This is a genomic window from Caballeronia sp. RCC_10, from assembly GCF_041360715.1.
GTDB lineage: Bacteria > Pseudomonadota > Gammaproteobacteria > Burkholderiales > Burkholderiaceae > Caballeronia > Caballeronia grimmiae.
The window spans coordinates 183,765-201,529 of the sequence record NZ_JBFUPT010000002.1 but is presented as its reverse complement, the minus strand read 5'-3'; the positions used below and the strand labels follow the sequence as shown (position 1 = coordinate 201,529).

Annotated in this window: 10 protein-coding genes; 3 read left to right on the top strand and 7 right to left on the bottom strand. The window is 59.9% G+C overall.

The features are described from left to right. Positions 1–34: 34 nt before the first annotated feature. From AB6804_RS05480 to AB6804_RS05470, 3 genes are all read right to left on the bottom strand, one after another. Positions 35–1,261: a hypothetical protein gene (locus tag AB6804_RS05480; protein ID WP_075583160.1), complete on the bottom strand. Its 1,227-nt coding sequence runs from the start codon at positions 1,259–1,261 to the stop codon at positions 35–37. Positions 1,262–1,376: 115 nt separating this feature from the next. Further along, on the bottom strand, positions 1,377–3,698 hold the full coding sequence (locus AB6804_RS05475) for a polysaccharide biosynthesis tyrosine autokinase (RefSeq protein WP_370885582.1): 2,322 nt from the start codon (positions 3,696–3,698) through the stop codon (positions 1,377–1,379). Positions 3,699–4,065: 367 nt separating this feature from the next. Continuing rightward, positions 4,066–5,142 (bottom strand): glycosyltransferase family 4 protein, encoded by a 1,077-nt coding sequence (locus AB6804_RS05470; RefSeq protein WP_370885581.1) that lies wholly within the window; start codon positions 5,140–5,142, stop codon positions 4,066–4,068. Positions 5,143–5,978: 836 nt separating this feature from the next. On the opposite strand from AB6804_RS05470, the gene AB6804_RS05465 reads away from it, so the two are divergent. After that, a complete protein-coding gene (locus tag AB6804_RS05465) occupies positions 5,979–7,178 on the top strand; it encodes a glycosyltransferase family 4 protein (RefSeq protein ID WP_370885580.1) in 1,200 nt (399 codons plus the stop codon). Between the two features lie 24 nt (positions 7,179–7,202). On the opposite strand, the gene AB6804_RS05460 is transcribed toward AB6804_RS05465, so the two are convergent. The 4 genes from AB6804_RS05460 to AB6804_RS05445 all read right to left on the bottom strand — a co-directional run bounded on the left by AB6804_RS05460 (position 7,203) and on the right by AB6804_RS05445 (position 13,877). After that, entirely contained in the window at positions 7,203–8,597 is a 1,395-nt protein-coding gene (locus tag AB6804_RS05460) for a hypothetical protein (protein ID WP_370885579.1), read from the bottom strand. Positions 8,598–8,628: 31 nt separating this feature from the next. Continuing rightward, the gene (locus AB6804_RS05455) at positions 8,629–9,822 is read right to left on the bottom strand and encodes a glycosyltransferase (protein ID WP_370885578.1); all 1,194 of its coding nucleotides are present in this window, start codon (positions 9,820–9,822) and stop codon (positions 8,629–8,631) included. Between the two features lie 1,711 nt (positions 9,823–11,533). After that, positions 11,534–11,872, bottom strand: coding sequence for a hypothetical protein (locus AB6804_RS05450; protein ID WP_370885577.1), 339 nt, complete (start codon positions 11,870–11,872; stop codon positions 11,534–11,536). Positions 11,873–11,951: 79 nt separating this feature from the next. Further along, complete coding sequence (locus AB6804_RS05445; protein WP_370885576.1) at positions 11,952–13,877, bottom strand: AAA family ATPase; 1,926 nt, start codon at positions 13,875–13,877, stop codon at positions 11,952–11,954. 454 nt (positions 13,878–14,331) lie between these two features. Between AB6804_RS05445 and deoC the strand changes: the two genes are divergently transcribed. Together deoC and AB6804_RS05435 are read left to right on the top strand one after the other, a co-directional pair. Further along, entirely contained in the window at positions 14,332–15,339 is a 1,008-nt protein-coding gene (deoC, locus tag AB6804_RS05440) for a deoxyribose-phosphate aldolase (protein ID WP_370885575.1), read from the top strand. Between the two features lie 25 nt (positions 15,340–15,364). Next, entirely contained in the window at positions 15,365–17,755 is a 2,391-nt protein-coding gene (locus AB6804_RS05435) for an aldehyde dehydrogenase family protein (protein WP_370885574.1), read from the top strand. Positions 17,756–17,765: the final 10 nt, after the last annotated feature.

The following is a 17,765-nucleotide window of genomic DNA, read 5'->3' as shown; positions in this document are numbered from 1 at the left end:
CTTCGGACTGCGTACCTGTGGGTGGTTCGGCGGGTCACTCGCCTTCGACGACACGCATCGCGCGCGCGCGAGGCGTGCGCGGCGGCGAAAAGCGCCGCGCCCGCGTGAGTGCGCTGCGCGGTCCCTTGTGCCATGCCGCGAGCCGTTGCTCGGCGATATAGGCCTGGAAACGCGGCCAGTACAGCAGCAGGTAGCCGAGCGGCACGAACGACGTGACCGTCGTGATGCTGACCGTCGACGATATCAGCAAAAACAGCAACAGAACGAAGCCATCCGATGCGGTGAACGCCACCACGCCGAACAACAGAAGCGCGCTGAAGAGACCCATGTCCGCGACGGAAGCCGGCAGACCCGCGAACGGCACGCCTGCCACCATCATGTCCGCTTCAATGAGGCGGATATAAGGCAGATAGCGGTAGTGCTTGAGAATCTCGGGGGCGCTGATGCCGGAAATGAGATCTTCCAGCTTGGCTTCGACCATGAACGGATAGCCGCCGAAGCGATGCCCGAACGTCTCCGAACCGAAGAAGTTGTGGTTCCCCATGAAGACCGACAGCGCGGTGATCGAGACTGCAAACGCGCAGAACACGACGAGCGGATGCGCTGCGCGCAGCGGCTTGCGGAACGGGTAGAGCGCAGCGAACAGAAACAACAGCATCGAGGACTTCGAGAAGCTGATGATCAGGCCGAACACGTAGAGCGCCACCACCCGCTTGTCGATGCGCTCGCTCGTCGCGAGATAGACGACCAGCGATGCAACCAGCAGCGATGAGAAGAAACCCGCTTCACGCGACAAGCCGGAGACGCGTGCAAAGTAGAAGACTTCGAAGAAGTTTGTATAGGCGGCTGTCGCATACGAACCCCAGATCATCTGTCCGAGCGCGCGCGGACCCAGCGCCATCGCGAGATCGCGGTTCACGTAGTACAGCACGAACTGCAGCGCGGCGAACCCGATGTTGATCAGCATCCACACATGCAGATAGAAGATGCGCCGCTGCTTCGAGTACAGCAGATAGCCGATGCATATCGCGAGCGAAATCACGCGCACGGCCACCGTCGGCGATCCGATGAGACTGACCGCAACCGCGACCGCGAGCGGCCCGCTCCAGCGACGCACAGTGCTCGTCAGAAAACGCGTGAAACCGGGATCGAAGAACGGAATGAAGAGATAGAAGTAAACCGTGAAGCCCCCCACCTGCGGATTCAAAATCACGCAAGTGAAGAACATGTAGAACAACATCGAGATGGTGCGTGCGTACATAGGTCTCTCCGGACGCTAGCGTCCATCGACTCGAATTGTTATGACGCCTTTGGCGGGACCGCGCGCCGGTGAGTCGGCGGCGGTCCGGCGGTCTTGTCCAAAGGTGACGATGAGCTTAGTCCTCTTCCGTCGTCACGTTGGACATGTAGGCGCTCGCGTACGCATACGTGCGTTTCTCGCTGCGGCGCTTGGGAACCGCATTGAAGATCACGCCCGCGATACGTGCGCCCGTCAGATCGAGGCGCTTGATGGCTTCCTGCAACTCGCCTTCGCTTTGGGCGCTCGGCCGCACGACGACCACCGACGATCCCGCGTTCGCGGCGATCAGGTTGGCGTCGCTGACAGCGAGCACGGCGGGCGTATCGATGATGACGAGGTCGTAACGCTGTTGCAGCAGATCGAGGATCAAAGGCAGGCGCGGCGTCGACAGCATCTTCGACGGGTTCGCCGGGAAGCGGCCCGAGGTCATCAGCGAGAGACCCGGCACATCCGTTTGGCGAATCGCCTGATCGATCTGGATCTTGCTCGCGAGCACTTCCGCGAAGCCGTTGCCGCCGTGTTGCCCGAAGATCGAAGCGATGCGGCCGCGTCGCATGTCGCCGTCGATCAGCAGCACGTTCTTGCCGGTTTGCGCATGAAGCACGGCGAGGTTCGACGCGACGAAGGTCTTGCCGGTGCCCGGCGTAGCGCCCACCACGGCGAGCACGTTGTTCGGCGCCGGGCCGATATCCAGCATCAGCGATGCATGCACCGCGCGCAACGCTTCAACCGCCATGTCGCGATCGCCGAGCGCGGAGAGCGGGTGATGACCCACGTAATCGGAGGAAAGTCCCTGGGCATCGCGCTCGTCGCTCAATACGCGGCGCGACGGGTCGCTCGTCAAAGCACCCGGACGGCTCTTGCCAGGCAGAAGCGATGCCTTCGACGGACGATCGAGACGCGCCTGAATCGGGCTGAAGCTGACCGCGCCGAATACCGGCAGGCTCAGGCGACTTTCGACCGAGTGCGGGCTCTTCACGCTGCGCGAGAGTTGATCGCGGAAGAACACGAACAGAATACTTAGGACTACACCCGCAGCCGCGCCGCCAGCGATGACGAGCGGACGCTTCGGCTTCGACGGGTCCGTCGGATAGATCGCCGAGTCGATCAGATGCACGTTGCCGATGGTGCCGGCGCGCGTGACCGCAAGTTCGCTCGCTTTCTGGCGCATCGCGACATAGATGTCTTCCGCGACCTTCGAATCGCGCGTCAGATCCATCAGCTTGCGTTCGGAGCCCGGCAATTGGCCGAAGCGCTGATCGAATGCCTGCTTTTGCGCCCTGAGCGTGGCGAGTTGCTCGTCGATCGTGCGCACTTCACGCGTGTTCGGTGCGAAACGGGCCGCCGTCTGCGTGCGCTGCATCTGCAGGGAAGCGATTTGCCGTTCGATGTCGAGGCTGCCTTGCAGGTACGACGTCGCTTCCGTGCCTGGCTGCATCGAGTTGGACGAGCGGCGATAGTTGCTCAACTCGCTCTCGGCGCGTTGCAGCTCGCGCTCGAGCCGCGGCAGTTCGCCCAGGATGAAGTTACGTGTGACGCTCGCTTCTTCGCGATGCTGATCGACATGCGCCGCGATATACGTCTGTGCGATCGCATTCGTGATTTCCTGCGCGAGACGGGGATCTTCGTTCTCATACAGCACTTGAACGACGCCTGAGTCCTTCGTCGATTCCATCACCTTCAGGTTCTTGGCGAAACGCGTCACAGCCTGATATTCGCTGAAGCGCGTGACGTTGAACTCAGTGCCGGGACGAGCAACGAGTTTGTCGATCATTACCGAGATGCCGTCGGCGTTCACTGCGCGGCCTACGGTGCCGTGCAGGATGGAATTGCCGTCGGGATCCACCAGCTCGTATGCGCCTTGCGGCAGCACGCGCAGCATGAGCTTTCTGTTTTCGAGGCGCGGCGGCACGTCGAGCTGGCTGACGTTTACTTCTTCGCCGCCCCATGCAAACGAGCTAAAACCGAGCACGGGCGCAGAGGGCTGGCCAGGCGTAGCCAGCAGTTCCGAGACGCGGCCGGCGAGCGGCATCTCGCGCGGCGCAACGAGCACGTCCTGGTGATACTTCTTGATGACCGGCAGAAGCACTGCGCGGCTTTGAATGATCTGAATCTCGGCGTCGGTCGGCAGCGTCGACGGAACGACCTGCTGCTGGCCTTGCGTGCTGTTCACGCCAAGCGCATTGGGGTTCGGATAGTCCACCTTGATGAGCGCATCCGATGCGAACATCGGTGTGGCGAGGTAGGCGTAAGCCGTCGCCAGCGCCGTGATGCCGATGATGATCGACACCACGAGCCAAGCGTTATCGACGATGAGCTTCCAGAAGTCGCTCGCGGAGAACCCGTCGTCTCGGCTGCGCACAGGGACTGGATCGATCCCAAGAACTGGTGTGTTCATTAGAGGGTTTCCTTATGGATTCGAATGTCGGTCCAAAAAACCAGCGGCGCGCGGTGCAAGGAATACCGATCCCGCAATCGCACGGCCAGTAAAAAATTCCAGCGTTTGCTAAAGAAGGAGATGTTTGGGACGTCCAAACACCGGACGGAACCCCCGAAAAAGACAAAACTCGGGAAAACGCGTAGCCGTCGCAATACCGCTTACCTTCAAGCCTCGTCAAATTAAGGTACGTGCGCTAACGCACACTTCGAATAAAGGGACGTAGCACAGGCAATAAGTAATAGTTGGTTGCATTGTTGCGCTTGACGCGCCCGCTCTTTTAATCCAAGTGCCGATGTTGCATTGAACAAAAAGCGAACGTGTAATCTCAACGGGCCGTTTGTAGAATCTGCATGAGTTTCTTTGCGGCGCCGTCCCAGCGAAATTGCGCCGCATGGGTGAGCCCGGCGCGGCGATGCTGCTCGCGAAGCACGTCGTTCGTCGCCATCGATTCGATCTTCGCTGCGATGTCTTCGACCGACGTCGCATCGCAATACATAGCCGCGTCGCCACACACTTCAGGCAACGAAGCTTCCTTCGACACGATCACCGGGCAACCGCAATACATCGCTTCCAGCGGCGGCAATCCGTAGCCTTCGTAGAGAGAAGCAAATACCAGGCACGCCGCGCTGCTGTACAACGCCTTCAGTTCACCATCGCTGACGAAGCCCGCCCAGATGACCCGGTCGGAGTACGACTGCTGAGTGGAATCGCTATTGGCGAACACACGCGGATTCGCGCCGCCGGCAATGACGAACTTGAAGTCCTTGTCGAGATGACCGAGCAGCTTCGTCGCGGCCAGCACGCGTTGCAGGTTCTTGCGCGGATCGAGACTGCCGACGAGGATGCAGTACTTGTCCTTGCTCAGTGAGAGTTTCTCAAGAATCGATGGCTCTGCCGTGACACGGTCCATGTGATCGGCGCCGGGCCTGATGACTTCGACACGCGATTCATCGAGCCGTAGATGATGGCAGATGCGCTCTCTCGAGAACCGCGACACCGTGAGAATCAGGTTTGCTTGTCGGCGAAGAACAGAAAATCTAAGCCGATACCACATCACGAACTTCTTCGAGAACCCATGCGGCACGTCGTAGACGGCCATGTCGTGGATCATCAGCAGATGACGGCGCTTGAACAGCGGGCCGGTATTGCAGAGACTGATCAGCGTGTCCTGCCGAGATTCGAGCGGCAGCGTGATCTGCTCCCAAAGGTTTCCTTTGAGATTGCGCGCGATGTGGGTAGTGCGCGCGGCCAACCCGAGATCGGTGGCATCGGGAGGCACCAGCACGGGGAGTTCGGTCGGCGATGACGCGCGTGACTGCATGGCGCGCGTCAATTCATACGCCACGCGTTGCACGCCGGTAATGCGCTGTGAGGCGAACTTGCCGTTGATTGCAAAGCCCATCGAGTGTCCTTGGTTTTTTGCGAATGCCTATGCTGCCTATGACGCGGACGCCGGCCCTCGCATCGACAGGCGTGCGCCAACACGCAGACGAACGAGGAGCCTTTCTATCAGACGAGAATTGATTTGTCATTCGCATTTAGTGCGCTTATGTGCGGTAGCGGACGCCTGAGAATCGTTTCTTCTAATCGGTGAACCTATTCGAACCATGTCAGTCACTTACTGCTTATGACTAGCTTCGAGGACAGCAGTTCTCTCCCGGACGACCGATCGTTTTTATTCATATCGGTGGCATTGCGCTTCATTGCCGAAGTTCAGCACTTCGCTTAGAGTGTCGACTTTGCAGCGCGCCATCAAGGGCGATTGCTCTCGTCAATGCGGGCGCCTGAAGCTCGTCTTCGCACCGAATCAACGCGCACTTGCGCGTCTTGGCATTAAGCGTGCTAGTTGTCGATGCCGCGTCGTTACCCTCGGATCAGGCGTGCGATTGTTGTCCTCGCACGGAGAGTCGCGAGCGCCGTGCCGTGCCTTTGCCGGAACGACACATATGAACGTATGGAACAAGCAATGTCATTCGTCACGCGTGTGAACTCGTTCGTCGGGCTCATCGCACGCGCACTCGAAATCGTCCGGGTAATGGGCCTCTTTTTCCTGGCGACTCTGTTGATGTGGCTCTTCGAGACCACGGAGAGAATGTTGAGTCGCGTGAAAGGTAGTCGTCAGTAACTCAGGCGGCGTCGCGCTGCGTCTTCTGTTCGCCGCGAGCGGCGCTGTCGTTGCAACTCAATACACCGTTGACAGTCTTCCAATCCGGAAGCGTCCATGTATCAGGAGAGACTGTGAAAGTTGCCATTGTCCACGACTGGCTCGTGGTGACCGGCGGAGCAGAGAAGGTATTGCAGCAGATCATCGACTGCTACCCCAACGCCGACATCTTTACCCTCGTCGACTTTCTGGAAGACCGGACCTGCCTCAGGAATCGTCCGGTCAAAACGTCTTTCATCCAGAAGCTGCCTTCGGCCAAGAAGCGCTATAGAAGCTACTTGCCGCTGATGCCGCTGGCCATCGAGCAGTTCGATCTTTCCGGCTATGACCTCGTGATATCGAGCTCGTATGCAGTCGCGAAGGGCGTCATCACCGGACCGGATCAGTTGCATATCAGCTATATGCACTCGCCGATTCGCTATGCGTGGGATTTGCAGCATCAGTACCTGACCGAAGCAGGGCTCTCGAAAGGTTTCAAGTCAGTGCTCGCGCGGGCTCTGCTGCACTACATCCGCGGCTGGGATGCACGCTCGACGAACGGAGTCGATCACCTGATCGCGAATTCGCATTTCATTTCCCGGCGCATCAAGAAAGCGTATCGCCGTGACGCGACGGTCATCTATCCGCCGGTCGATGTCAGCGCATTTGCCATGCGGCCGCAGAAGGAAGACTTCTATGTGACCGCGTCGCGCATGGTCCCGTACAAGCGCATCGACATGATCGTGAAGGCGTTCTCGATGACCCCCGATCGGCGTCTCGTCGTGATCGGCGACGGCCCGGACATGCACAAGGTCCGCGCGGCCGCGGGCCCGAACATAACGATTCTGGGCTATCAGTCGTTTGAAGTCTTGCGCGATCATCTTCAGCGTGCGCGCGCCTTCGTCTATGCAGCCGAGGAAGACTTCGGCATTTCGATCATCGAAGCGCAGGCATGCGGCACACCTGTCATCACCTATGGCAGGGGCGGTGCGCTGGAAACGGTGATCGGCATCCCGCGCGAGCGGCCCACGGGCGTGTTCTTCAAGGAACAGACGCCGGCATCGTTGAACGAGGCGGTTACGCGCTTCGAGCGCAATCTGCATGCGTTCGATCCGCGCGTCTGCCGAGAGAATGCCGAGCGCTTCTCCAGCGAGATCTTCAAGGCGTCACTCACTTCGTTCATTGAAATGCGCCATGCGCGTTTCCAGGCGGAAGCGGCGGTCGACCGGCGGCCCGTGCATGGTGACGTTGCGGTGCATGAGACGGCGGTCGCATCGGTCGAGCCTCTGGAGTGAAGGCGTTCGGTCGAGGCTGATCGACTAGCTAGCAGTCTTTGCCGTATCGATGAGTGACGTGGCGGCGACAGGCTTGAAACCTGTCGCTATCGCAGCAAGCGCCGCTCCGACAGTGCGCGCCGCCACGGGCATCTGAACAGTCGACGAAGCTCGCGCCGTCTCGGAGCGTTCCCGCGCTGTGAAAGGCGTGGGTCCATAAAAGGACAGAAACGGGCCTGCGTTGGCTCTCGCGCGAAGATACATGCGCGACTTCTCAGTCAAGGCGACGAGCAACTTCTGGTCAATCTGGCTCTCATGGCGTCGAAGCATATCGAGCGCATTGGACGCAACGGTCAGTGATTGCGCGAGCACGGGCAGCGCGCGCCCGATGCCCACATCCAGCAGGCGAAGGACGCGCGAAAGATCGGACGGGCTATCCGCAAGCTCACGGCTCGCTAATAGAATGGCCGCGTCGGCCGATCCGCGCGCGCTCTGAAAAAGCCCCACTGCATCCGCAAGGGTGAATCTGTCTCGTGCGCGGAGCCGGATGGCTGCGTGGGCCAGCGCGCAGCCAATCAGCGGATCGTCACGCACGCTGTTCCAGTCGAATCCATTAGTCAGTTCTTCGGCAAGGCGTGGCGCCTGCACCATCTCGTCCATTGCGAGAAGAGACAGCAAGGCGTTGCGAGGCCCTTCCGAGACACGCGAAACAACGATATTCAACGGGTAGTCGTCTGCCTGAGCGTTCAAGCCCGGCGTCAACAGCACCTTCACATGACCGGTTGGAAGCGATACAAAACACGCGGGAAGTTCGGGTCCGCCGATCTGCAATAGCGAAGGTTCGCCTGTGTTCAATTCGAACTGCTTCGCATAGTCATTCGATCGATGCTCCGTGCTTACGAGCTCGACGGGCCGCCATGCACCAAAGCGCTGCGTCCAAAGTCTTCCCCAGACCTGATATGCACGCGTCCTGCTGAACGAGAAGCGCGATGCTTCCGCCAGATCGACATGCGCGGCCGCCCACGTGAGCCAGTCGGGGACATCGTCAGGTACGAGGTCAATCGTATGTTGAGCGAAACGTCCGATGAACGGAATGCGGCGTGTGATGTTCGGGCCGTTCATCGTCGCGACCTTGACCACCACTGCCGATAAGCCGCTGTGACCGGATCGCCCGACGCTTTCCGCTTGTCTTCTTGTCATGCCGGCGTCGTCCGGCAGTTCCACTGTCGTCGCGTGCCGCGTCGAGATGATGACCCGTTCGACTGCCGAGCCGAGCTCGCTCTTGACCTCCGCAGGCAAGGCGACGTCTTCCTTATCGTCATCACTCAAGGACGCGAGACTGAGGATAACGACTCGGCTCATGACATGAGGCTCTTCTGAAAGGGAAGGAGCATAGTAGTTCCAATTAACCGCTTTTACTATGAGCAAAGTCGCTTGCACGTATGCGGTGCAAGACGCTGAACTGGCAACGCTACTTCTTCAGAACGTCCGGGCTTGGTGCGGAAGCAGGATCGAATGTGTCCGCCGGCGGAGCAGGGAGCGTCATCACACGTTGTGCCTGTGCATCGAATACTTCCCTTGAAAAGCGGCGGCGAAACTCTTGTGCTATCGACGCGACCGGTACTTCGCGCGCCGCAAAGATGCGCTCGACGAATGCATTGTGATCGCCGGGCGGAAAGAGCAGTGCGTTCGGCAAGTACGCATCCAGTCCCGAAACGCGCGACACGACGATTGGACGCTCCGCCAGTATCGACTCGATCATCACGAGCGGCACGCCTTCGAATGCAGAGGGAAGCACGAGCGTATCGCTTGCGACGATATAGGGAAGCACGTCGGTCTTGCGCCCCAATATACGCACGCATTCCGACAATACCGGGCTTGCTTCCACCATTGCCGCCAGACGCGCAGAATCCGGTCCTTCGCCAATGATGATTACGATGGTGCGTTGAAACGCAGCGGCATGACGTTCGATCGATTCGAGCAGGAAGTCGTGCCGCTTGTGCTCGAAGTCGACGCGTCCGATATGAGCGATGATCCTCGTGCCATCATCGGGCAAGCCGAGCTTCGCACGCGCCTCGGAACGAGTGAGCGTCGAATGGCCGAAGCGCGGATCGACGTAATTCTCGAGGATCATCGTGCGCGCGTGTGGTGCGAGCAGACGCAGCTTGGCGCGCAAATGCTCGTTCAAGGTGACGTACTCATTGGGCATGCGGTACACGCCGCGCTTCGCAAGCCACTTCATTTTATCGACGAAACGAGTGCTCTTGGGACTGTCATCGACGAGCGGTAGATAGCTCACGCTTCGCGTTCCCGACAGGCGCGCGGCAAAAAGACCCGCGAGGCCGGATACGATGGTGCCTTGGGCGATCAGCAGTTTATGCAGGCGCAAGTCGCGCAAAATGGCCGCTGTCGATCGCGACATGCGAAGCATTGCCCAAAGATTGCCGCGAATGGACTCTGCGGTATAGGGAAGGGCAATCGTCTGCACTTTGCGGTGGTCTCGTGCAAGGTCGACCACGTAGCGAAAGAGCGCCGCATTGTCTCTCGGCACGAAGATGTGCAACGCATCGATTTCCGCGCTTTGTACGAGCGCAAGCATGAAGCGCTTGAGCATCTCTTCGTGCCCGCCGTTTATGCCCGAGTCGCAATAGATTCCGACCTTCACGACATTCTCCCTTTGTGCGCGCCTTGATGCGCGTCTTCACGGCCTTTCTGTCGTTGTGGATGTACTCGTCTGTGCATGAAGACCTTAATGACCGCTTGCTGTCGATGTCCGGGAAACATCATTGACCGACGCCTCATGAAGCTTAGGCAAGAAAGAATAAGAATATTAGAGCGTAATGGTTTCAAAAAGGTCTCGCGCGGCCACCCGCTTTCTTGCACGGGCATCGAAACCGGGAAAAGCGTGCTGCAAGAGCATTATTGGGGCCACCTATGCACGCGGCGACCGCCATTCCCTGAGTCGACACGTCGTATCAAAGCAACGCACGTGTGTTCAGCTTACAGTCTTCCTGCGACGAACGCTTGCACGATCGTTCGCAGGGCTATCGATTGTACCGGCCGGGAGCGTTTTTTCGGCTATCTAACGGTGCATCGGTGTGCTAACGTCGAACGAAACATCAAGCGCAGCCGTTGACAAATCAGTTGCAGTGGTTCCCGCCGCTGCGCCTGACCACGAGCGCGGCTCGTATAAGGTGAGAACAGTGCTCTCGGGCTTTCGCGCTCCAACGGGTATGACCATGGATCAGCAGGAAGAGTTGCGGTCGCTTTACTCCGTGATCTGCCCGCGTTGCCAGAGCGTCTCGCAGGCAGGCGATATTGCGTGCCCATACTGCGGGGCCGATCGACACGGAGCCGTGCTCACAAGAGCCGATGAACCACTCGTACCCCCGGAACGCATCGCAAAGGCGGTCATGCCCTCTTTCGAGGCAATCGGCGATGGGCACAACGTAGCGGCGCTCCCGCCGGTTCGCGCCCCTGCAACCACAAGAGATCGCGCTGCTGTCCTGGCGGTGATCCTCTGCATCATGGTCGGCGCTTATGGATTAGTGCGCGCCTTATCACAACATGGCGTTCATGGGTCAAGAGACGATGGCGTGAGTGCTACCGGAACCGTATGGCCGGTCGCTTCAGTAAAGCACGCAGCGCGCGCCAATGACAGTGACGCGGCACAAGCGTTTCAGCGGGATCGACCAAGCTCGATTACCCGGGACGGCTCGCAGGCAGATCAGGGATCGCCGCAGCGAGTAGCGTTTAACGTGCCCGCTCCATGGGGAGCCTCGGCGTGCACCGTCGACGGCGCGGCGGCGTTCGGTATCGGACTGTTTTGGTGCGGCTCGCGATCGACGCAGGGCGTGCCCCGCGCTACGGATGCAGTGAAGTCGGGACAAGCGTCCGAAGGTGATCGTTCAGCGAAGGCGCTACCTTCGACCAAGACGGGACAAGACACATCGCGGATTTACACGGGTGCTAAAGACAAACGAAGTTCGACGCAGCACGTAGGGCGTTATGTCGCTTCCTCAAAGCAGCACGCGTGTTCGCACAGGAAAGGGGACGTCTGTGCTGCCAAGGATCGGCTCCGCAAGACACAACAGCGAACGCTGGCTCGGAACCACGCGCTATCGTCAGACGTAAAGACGGGAAGCGTTGAATATTCTCGCGACCCTGTCATCGTCCCGTCAATGACCAAGCCCGCGATGGCATCAGCGGGCAGTTGGACGCCCAGTCCCGAGCCTCCGGCTGTCACCGGCAGGGCGCAAAGCAGTGCATCGGCGCAAGGCGCGCACGCGGGTGCGCCGAACCGGGGTCGAGGTGAAGCGCATTGACGGATGGGGCCGTGCGCTTGGCGTTCATCAATCAGGATGACGAATCGAGAGCTAGGGCACTCGCTTCCTTGAGTATTTGCCGGCCACGAAATCCAGTATCAACCCTATCAGCAGAAGCACGACGCCTAGACCGCTTAGTGATAGAAGCTCGATTCGATCGAATGTGAAGCGTGGCGATACGACTGCGGCAATCTCGCGTGTATCGATTTGCGTCATAGTGGGAATGTCAGCGACGCCATAGACGCATATTTCGCCGGTAGGCAGCGAGCAGAAGCGGTCAGCGGGGCATTGCTTGAGGATCTTTTGCGGCGCGCCGTGGTCGCATGCCGCTCCGGCGCCTTTCAAGACCCGAAGCGTCACGTCCGGGTATTTGGTGATCTGTTCCGGCATGAGATGGCCGCCTTCGTCGAACGAACACGGACGATCACCAATACGCCCGCAACGCGAAGGCTGCAACCGGACGTCTCTTTTATGCCGCGAGCGCCTCGTCGATTTCGTCGATATCTGCGATCGCTTTCCTGGCCGCCGCATGCTCGCGAATCAACGCATACACCGTTTCGCCGGGGACCGTCTCGGATTCGAGCAACTGATTGGCAATCGCGCGCAACACCGGCTCATTCGCCTTCAGTAGCGAGAAGCATGCGTCGTTCAGATCGTGCAGAAGTTCGTTCGCATGCTCGATCGCCGATTTGAGCTGCAATCCCGCGACCTGCTGGGGCAGTGCAGCAAGACTGAACAGATTTCCGTCCGTGTTGAAGCCGAACTTCGACACCATATCGAGCCCGATTCGCGATGCCTCCTGCAAATCTTGAGCCGCACCGCTCGATGCTTCATTGAACATAAGCAGTTCCGCATTGCGCCCGCCGAGCAGCACTTGAATCTCATTGCGCAACTCTGTCTCGCGATAAAGATGCTTGTCCTGCTTCTTGGTGATGAGCGCCACGCCCAATGCGCCGCCGCGCGGCAAGATCGTGACTTCTTCGAGCACGCCTGTATCGAGCAATGCCGCGACGAGCCCGTGACCGGCTTCGTGAATGGCGATGCGCGTGCGTTCATCGTCGGACAGGGCGCGCTCGGCACCGTTGATATCGCCGATGCGCGCAATCTTGATCGCTTCGACGAAATGCTCGGCGGCCACTTCCTTCTCGCTTGCCTTGCGCGCGACGAGTCCTGCCTGATTGACGATCATTGCGAGCGTGGCCGGTGACAGACCCGTCGTAAGGCGCGCGAGCTGAGTGAAGTCGATATCGCTGGCCTTTGTCTTTAGGTTCGCCGCATAGAAGCGCAAGATCCTCTCACGGTCCTCGATGTCCGGCAGACGCACCTGAATAGTTCTATCGAAGCGGCCGGGGCGACGCAACGCTTCGTCGAGATTATCCGGATGATTCGTCGCCGCGACGATAATCACGCCTTCGTTCGAAGCGAATCCATCCATCTCCGCAAGCAATTGATTGATGATGCGGTTGCTTTCGGCTTCGACCGGCCCGCCGCCGGTATCCGTGCGCTTGCCCAAGCCGTCCGCTTCGTCGATGAAGATCACGGTCGGCGCGTTCTTGCGCGCCAGCTCGAACAGGTGCTTCACCTTCTGGATGCCGACGCCGTAATACTTCGCGCTAAAATAGCTGCCCGTAATCGCGATGAAGTTCGCGCCGCACTCGCCCGCGAGGGCTTGCGCGAGGCGCGTCTTGCCGACACCGGGGCCGCCCGTCATCAGGATGCCGCACGGCGCACGCACGCCCATGCCAGTGAATTGCGCCGGTTCCGTGAGCCACGCGCGCACGTCGGCGAGCGCGGCCTTCGCTTCGCCCGCGCCGATGACATCGTCGAAGCGCATCGTCGGGGACTTCGCGAGCAATTGCGCACCGCCGCGCATTTCACGTCGCATGAACCACACGAGGCCGCCGACCATCAGCACCGGCAGCAGCACGCTCAATACATCGCGCAGACGATCGAAGTTGTCGGCCCAGCGCGCCATGCCGGTCTGCACGTTTGCGTCCGGCAGCCAGACGAGTTGATACGGGGCCTTCGAACCTGATTTCAGGTCGCCGATCAACAGCGCGTTCGAGAACGAACTGTTATGGTCGGCCACATAGTATTTTTCGCCGCGCTGCGTCGACACGAGAATTGCGTCGCGACTCACGCCAATGGCAGTGACTTCGTTGGCGCTAATATCGGCCATCCACTGCGACACGTCTTTCTCGCGATGCGTCCAGGGCGTCGTATCGGCGCGCATCTCGCTCGCCACGCCCGGCAGCGCCAGGGATTCATGCTGCGGCACGGCCGCATTGTGACGCCAGATGAAAACAGTCGCGGCGGTAGCCACTGCAGCGACAGTCAAGCCATAAACGAACAAGCGGCCAAAGCGTGACCGCAAAAGATTCCTTACCGGTTTCATCTGGCAAATCCTGGACGGGTCGCAAAGGCGGCCCTTGATTTATGTCGGAGCGCTTGGCGTCCGGGTGTGTCGAAATGCTTCGGTGGTGGGATGCCCGCCGTGTTCGGCTTGACGATTGACCTTGAACCGCGAGGGAGAAAGTTTCTCAGTGCACTGCCTTTTTTAACGGCAGATGGCGCGCGTACTTGACCCGATTTTGAGCGGTAAAACCTACTCAAAACTCACTGCGGTCGCGCGAGTTAGTACGGCGTAGTCGAGAATAACACAGCATTTAGACGCGTTCCACGCGGTAAGAAATGCTGACACACCGGCGCGTTTAACGCTGCATTTATATGACCAAACACGGCGCGTCTCCGCGATTTCCCTATGTTACGATCGTAACAATTCTGCGTTAGACTGCGATCAACTTATCAAGACGTATTGCGCGCCGCTCAGCGCGCAATCAGACGATCTCATGGTGGAAACAGCTTCGAAGTCCGTCGTGGCCTGGCCTGGCAGAGCGCAGTCTCACGCCAGCGCGCGCAATTCAGGCGTGCCTTTCGATCTCTCGTGGCTCGACGGCCTTCGCGTGAATCAGGCGGCCGTATCGCGAAGAGCGTCAGCGCTCGGCGCGCGCCGTTCCGTCAAGAAAGACGCGCAGGCAGCGTGGCTGCTGAAGGCGATCACCTGCATCGACCTGACTACGCTAAGCGGTGACGATACTGCTGCGCGCGTCGAACGCCTTTGCGCCAAAGCGCGCCGTCCTGTACGCGACGACTTGCTGGATGCGCTCGGCATGTCCGCTCAGCCCATCACGACCGGCGCGGTCTGCGTCTATCACCGCTTCGTCAAGACGGCCGTCGATGCGCTCGAAGGCAGCGGCATTCCGGTGGCGGCCGTTTCAACGGGCTTTCCCGCCGGACTGAATCCGCATGCGCTAAAGCTCAGGGAAATCGAAGCATCCGTCGCGGATGGCGCCAGGGAAATCGACATCGTCGTTACCCGCGAGCATGTGCTCACCGGAAACTGGCAAGCGCTCTATAGCGAAATGCGCGACTTCCGCGCGGCTTGCGGCGATGCGCATGTCAAAGCGATTCTTGCCACGGGTGACATTCGCACGCTATCCAATATCGCGAAGGCGTCGATGATCTGCATGATGGCTGGCGCGGACTTCATCAAAACGTCAACTGGCAAGGAAGGCGTCAACGCCACGCTCGACGTGTCGCTCGTCATGGTGCGCATGATTCGCGAGTACCTCGCGCGCACCGGCGTTGAAGTCGGTTTCAAGCCGGCGGGCGGTGTCTCGACAGCCAAGTCAGTGCTTCAGTACCAGATCCTCATGAAAGAAGAACTGGGGCGCGCCTGGCTCGAGCCTGACTTGTTTCGCGTTGGCGCTTCGAGCCTGCTTGCCGATATCGAGCGGCAACTCGAACATCATGTGAGCGGGCGCTATTCGGCGTTCAATCGTCATCCGGTCGCTTGAATCAAGCACTCAAACAGAAAGCCTCATGAGCGTAGCCGAATACTTTTCTTCGATGGAATACGGACCCGCACCGGAAGACGACCGCGCCGCGCGCGCATGGCTCGACGAACACGCCGGCCGTTTCGGTCACTTCATCAACGGCGCATGGCGCGATGGAACCGACGACGAGCGCTTCGATTCCCGCGAACCGGCGACGGGCCGCGTACTCGCATCGATTGCACAAGGCGCGAGCGCCGACGTCGATGCGGCCGTTGAGGCCGCGCACGGTGCGCTCGATGCGTGGCAAAGCATCGGCGGAGCCGGGCGCGCACGGCATCTCTATGCGTTGTCGCGCATGGTCCAAAGACATAGCCGGCTCTTTGCCGTGCTCGAATCGCTGGACAACGGCAAGCCGATCCGCGAGTCCCGCGATATCGATATCCCCCTTGTTTCAAGGCACTTTCTGCATCACGCGGGATGGGCGCAGTTGCAGGATGGCGAGTTCCCGAATTGGGCCCCGCTCGGTGTGATCGGGCAAATCGTGCCGTGGAATTTTCCGTTGCTGATGCTTGCGTGGAAGATCGCGCCTGCACTTGCGCTCGGCAATTGCGTCGTGCTCAAGCCTGCCGAATATACGTCGCTGACCGCGTTGCTGTTTGCCGAACTGGCGCATCGCGCGGGCTTGCCCAAAGGCGTGCTCAACGTCGTGACAGGCGATGGCCGAACGGGCGCCGCGCTCGTCGAACATCCTCGCGTTGCGAAGATCGCATTCACGGGCTCGACGGAAGTGGGCCGGCATATCCGCGCAACGACTGCGGGATCGGGAAAGTCACTCACGCTCGAATTGGGCGGTAAGTCGCCGTTCATCGTATTCGACGATGCCGATCTCGACTCCGCCGTCGAAGGCGTGGTCGATGCGATCTGGTTCAATCAAGGACAGGTGTGCTGCGCGGGTTCGCGTCTGCTCGTTCAGGAAGGCATAGAAGCGCGTTTCATAGACAAGCTCAAGCGCCGCATGGATACGCTGCGCGTGGGAACTTCGCTCGACAAGGGCGTCGATATGAGCGCGATTGTCGATGACGTGCAGCTCGAACGCATCCGTGCGCTCGTTGCCAGGGGCCAAAGCGAAGGCTGTGCGATTCATCAGCCGTCACGTCTTGCATTGCCCGAAGGCGGCGCATTCTTCCCGCCGACGCTGGTTACGAATGTTGCTCCCGCTTCGACGCTCGCCCAGGAAGAGATATTCGGGCCGGTGCTCGTCACGATGAGCTTTCGCACGCCGGAAGAAGCGGTCGCGCTTGCAAACAATACGCGCTATGGGCTTGCGGCGAGCGTATGGAGCGAGAACATCAGCCGCGCACTGGATGTCGCGCCGCGTCTGCAATGCGGCGTCGTCTGGATCAATGCGACGAATCTATTCGATGCAGCTGTAGGCTTCGGCGGTTATCGCGAGTCGGGTTTCGGGCGCGAGGGCGGACGCGAGGGCATTTACGAATATCTGAAGCCGCGCGCCTGGTCCAAGCTGCCGGTACGCGACGAAACGAAAGCGCTTCCCGCGCAAACAGGCTCGACTGACGACACCGGCAGTGTCAGTGCAATCGACCGCACGGCCAAGCTTTATATCGGCGGCAAGCAGACGCGTCCCGACAGTGGCTATTCGCGGTTGGTGCGCGCACCGTCGGGCGCGATCGTCGGAGAAGTGAGCGAAGGAAGTCGCAAGGATATTCGCGATGCAGTGAGTGCGGCGCGAGGCATGACGAAGTGGTCAACGTCGACTGCGCACAATCGCGCACAGGTGCTCTATTACCTTGCAGAGAATTTGAGTGCACGTGCCGACGAATTCACTCGGCAACTGCTTTCTCGCGCCGGTTTGAACGAGCGTGACGCCAAACGCGAAGTGGAAGCATCGATCGCGCGCTTCTTCACGTATGCTGCATGGGCCGACAAGTTCGATGGCGCGGTGCATGCGCCGCCGCTACACGGCGTCGCGCTGGCAATGCATGAGCCGATGGGTGTGATTGGCATCGTGTGCCCCGATGAAGCGCCTTTGCTTGGCTTCGTTTCACTGATTGCACCTGCGCTTGCGCTGGGCAATCGTGTCGTCGTGGTGCCGAGCGAGACCTGTCCGCTCATGGCGACGGATTTTTATCAGGTCGCGGAAACATCCGACGTGCCGGGCGGGGCGCTCAACATCGTCACAGGCGATGCGAAGACACTGGCGCAGACGCTCGCGAAGCACGACGATGTCGATGCGCTGTGGTGCTTTCATGGCGCGGCGCTGTCGGCGATGGTCGAGCGCGAGTCGGTCGGCAATCTCAAGCGGACCTTTGTCGATCAGGGTCGCGTCTTCGACTGGCACGATGCGTCGAGCGAAGGCTTGCCGTTCATGCGCCAGGCGATACAAGTCAAGAACATCTGGGTGCCTTATGGCGATTGAATAAGGGCAT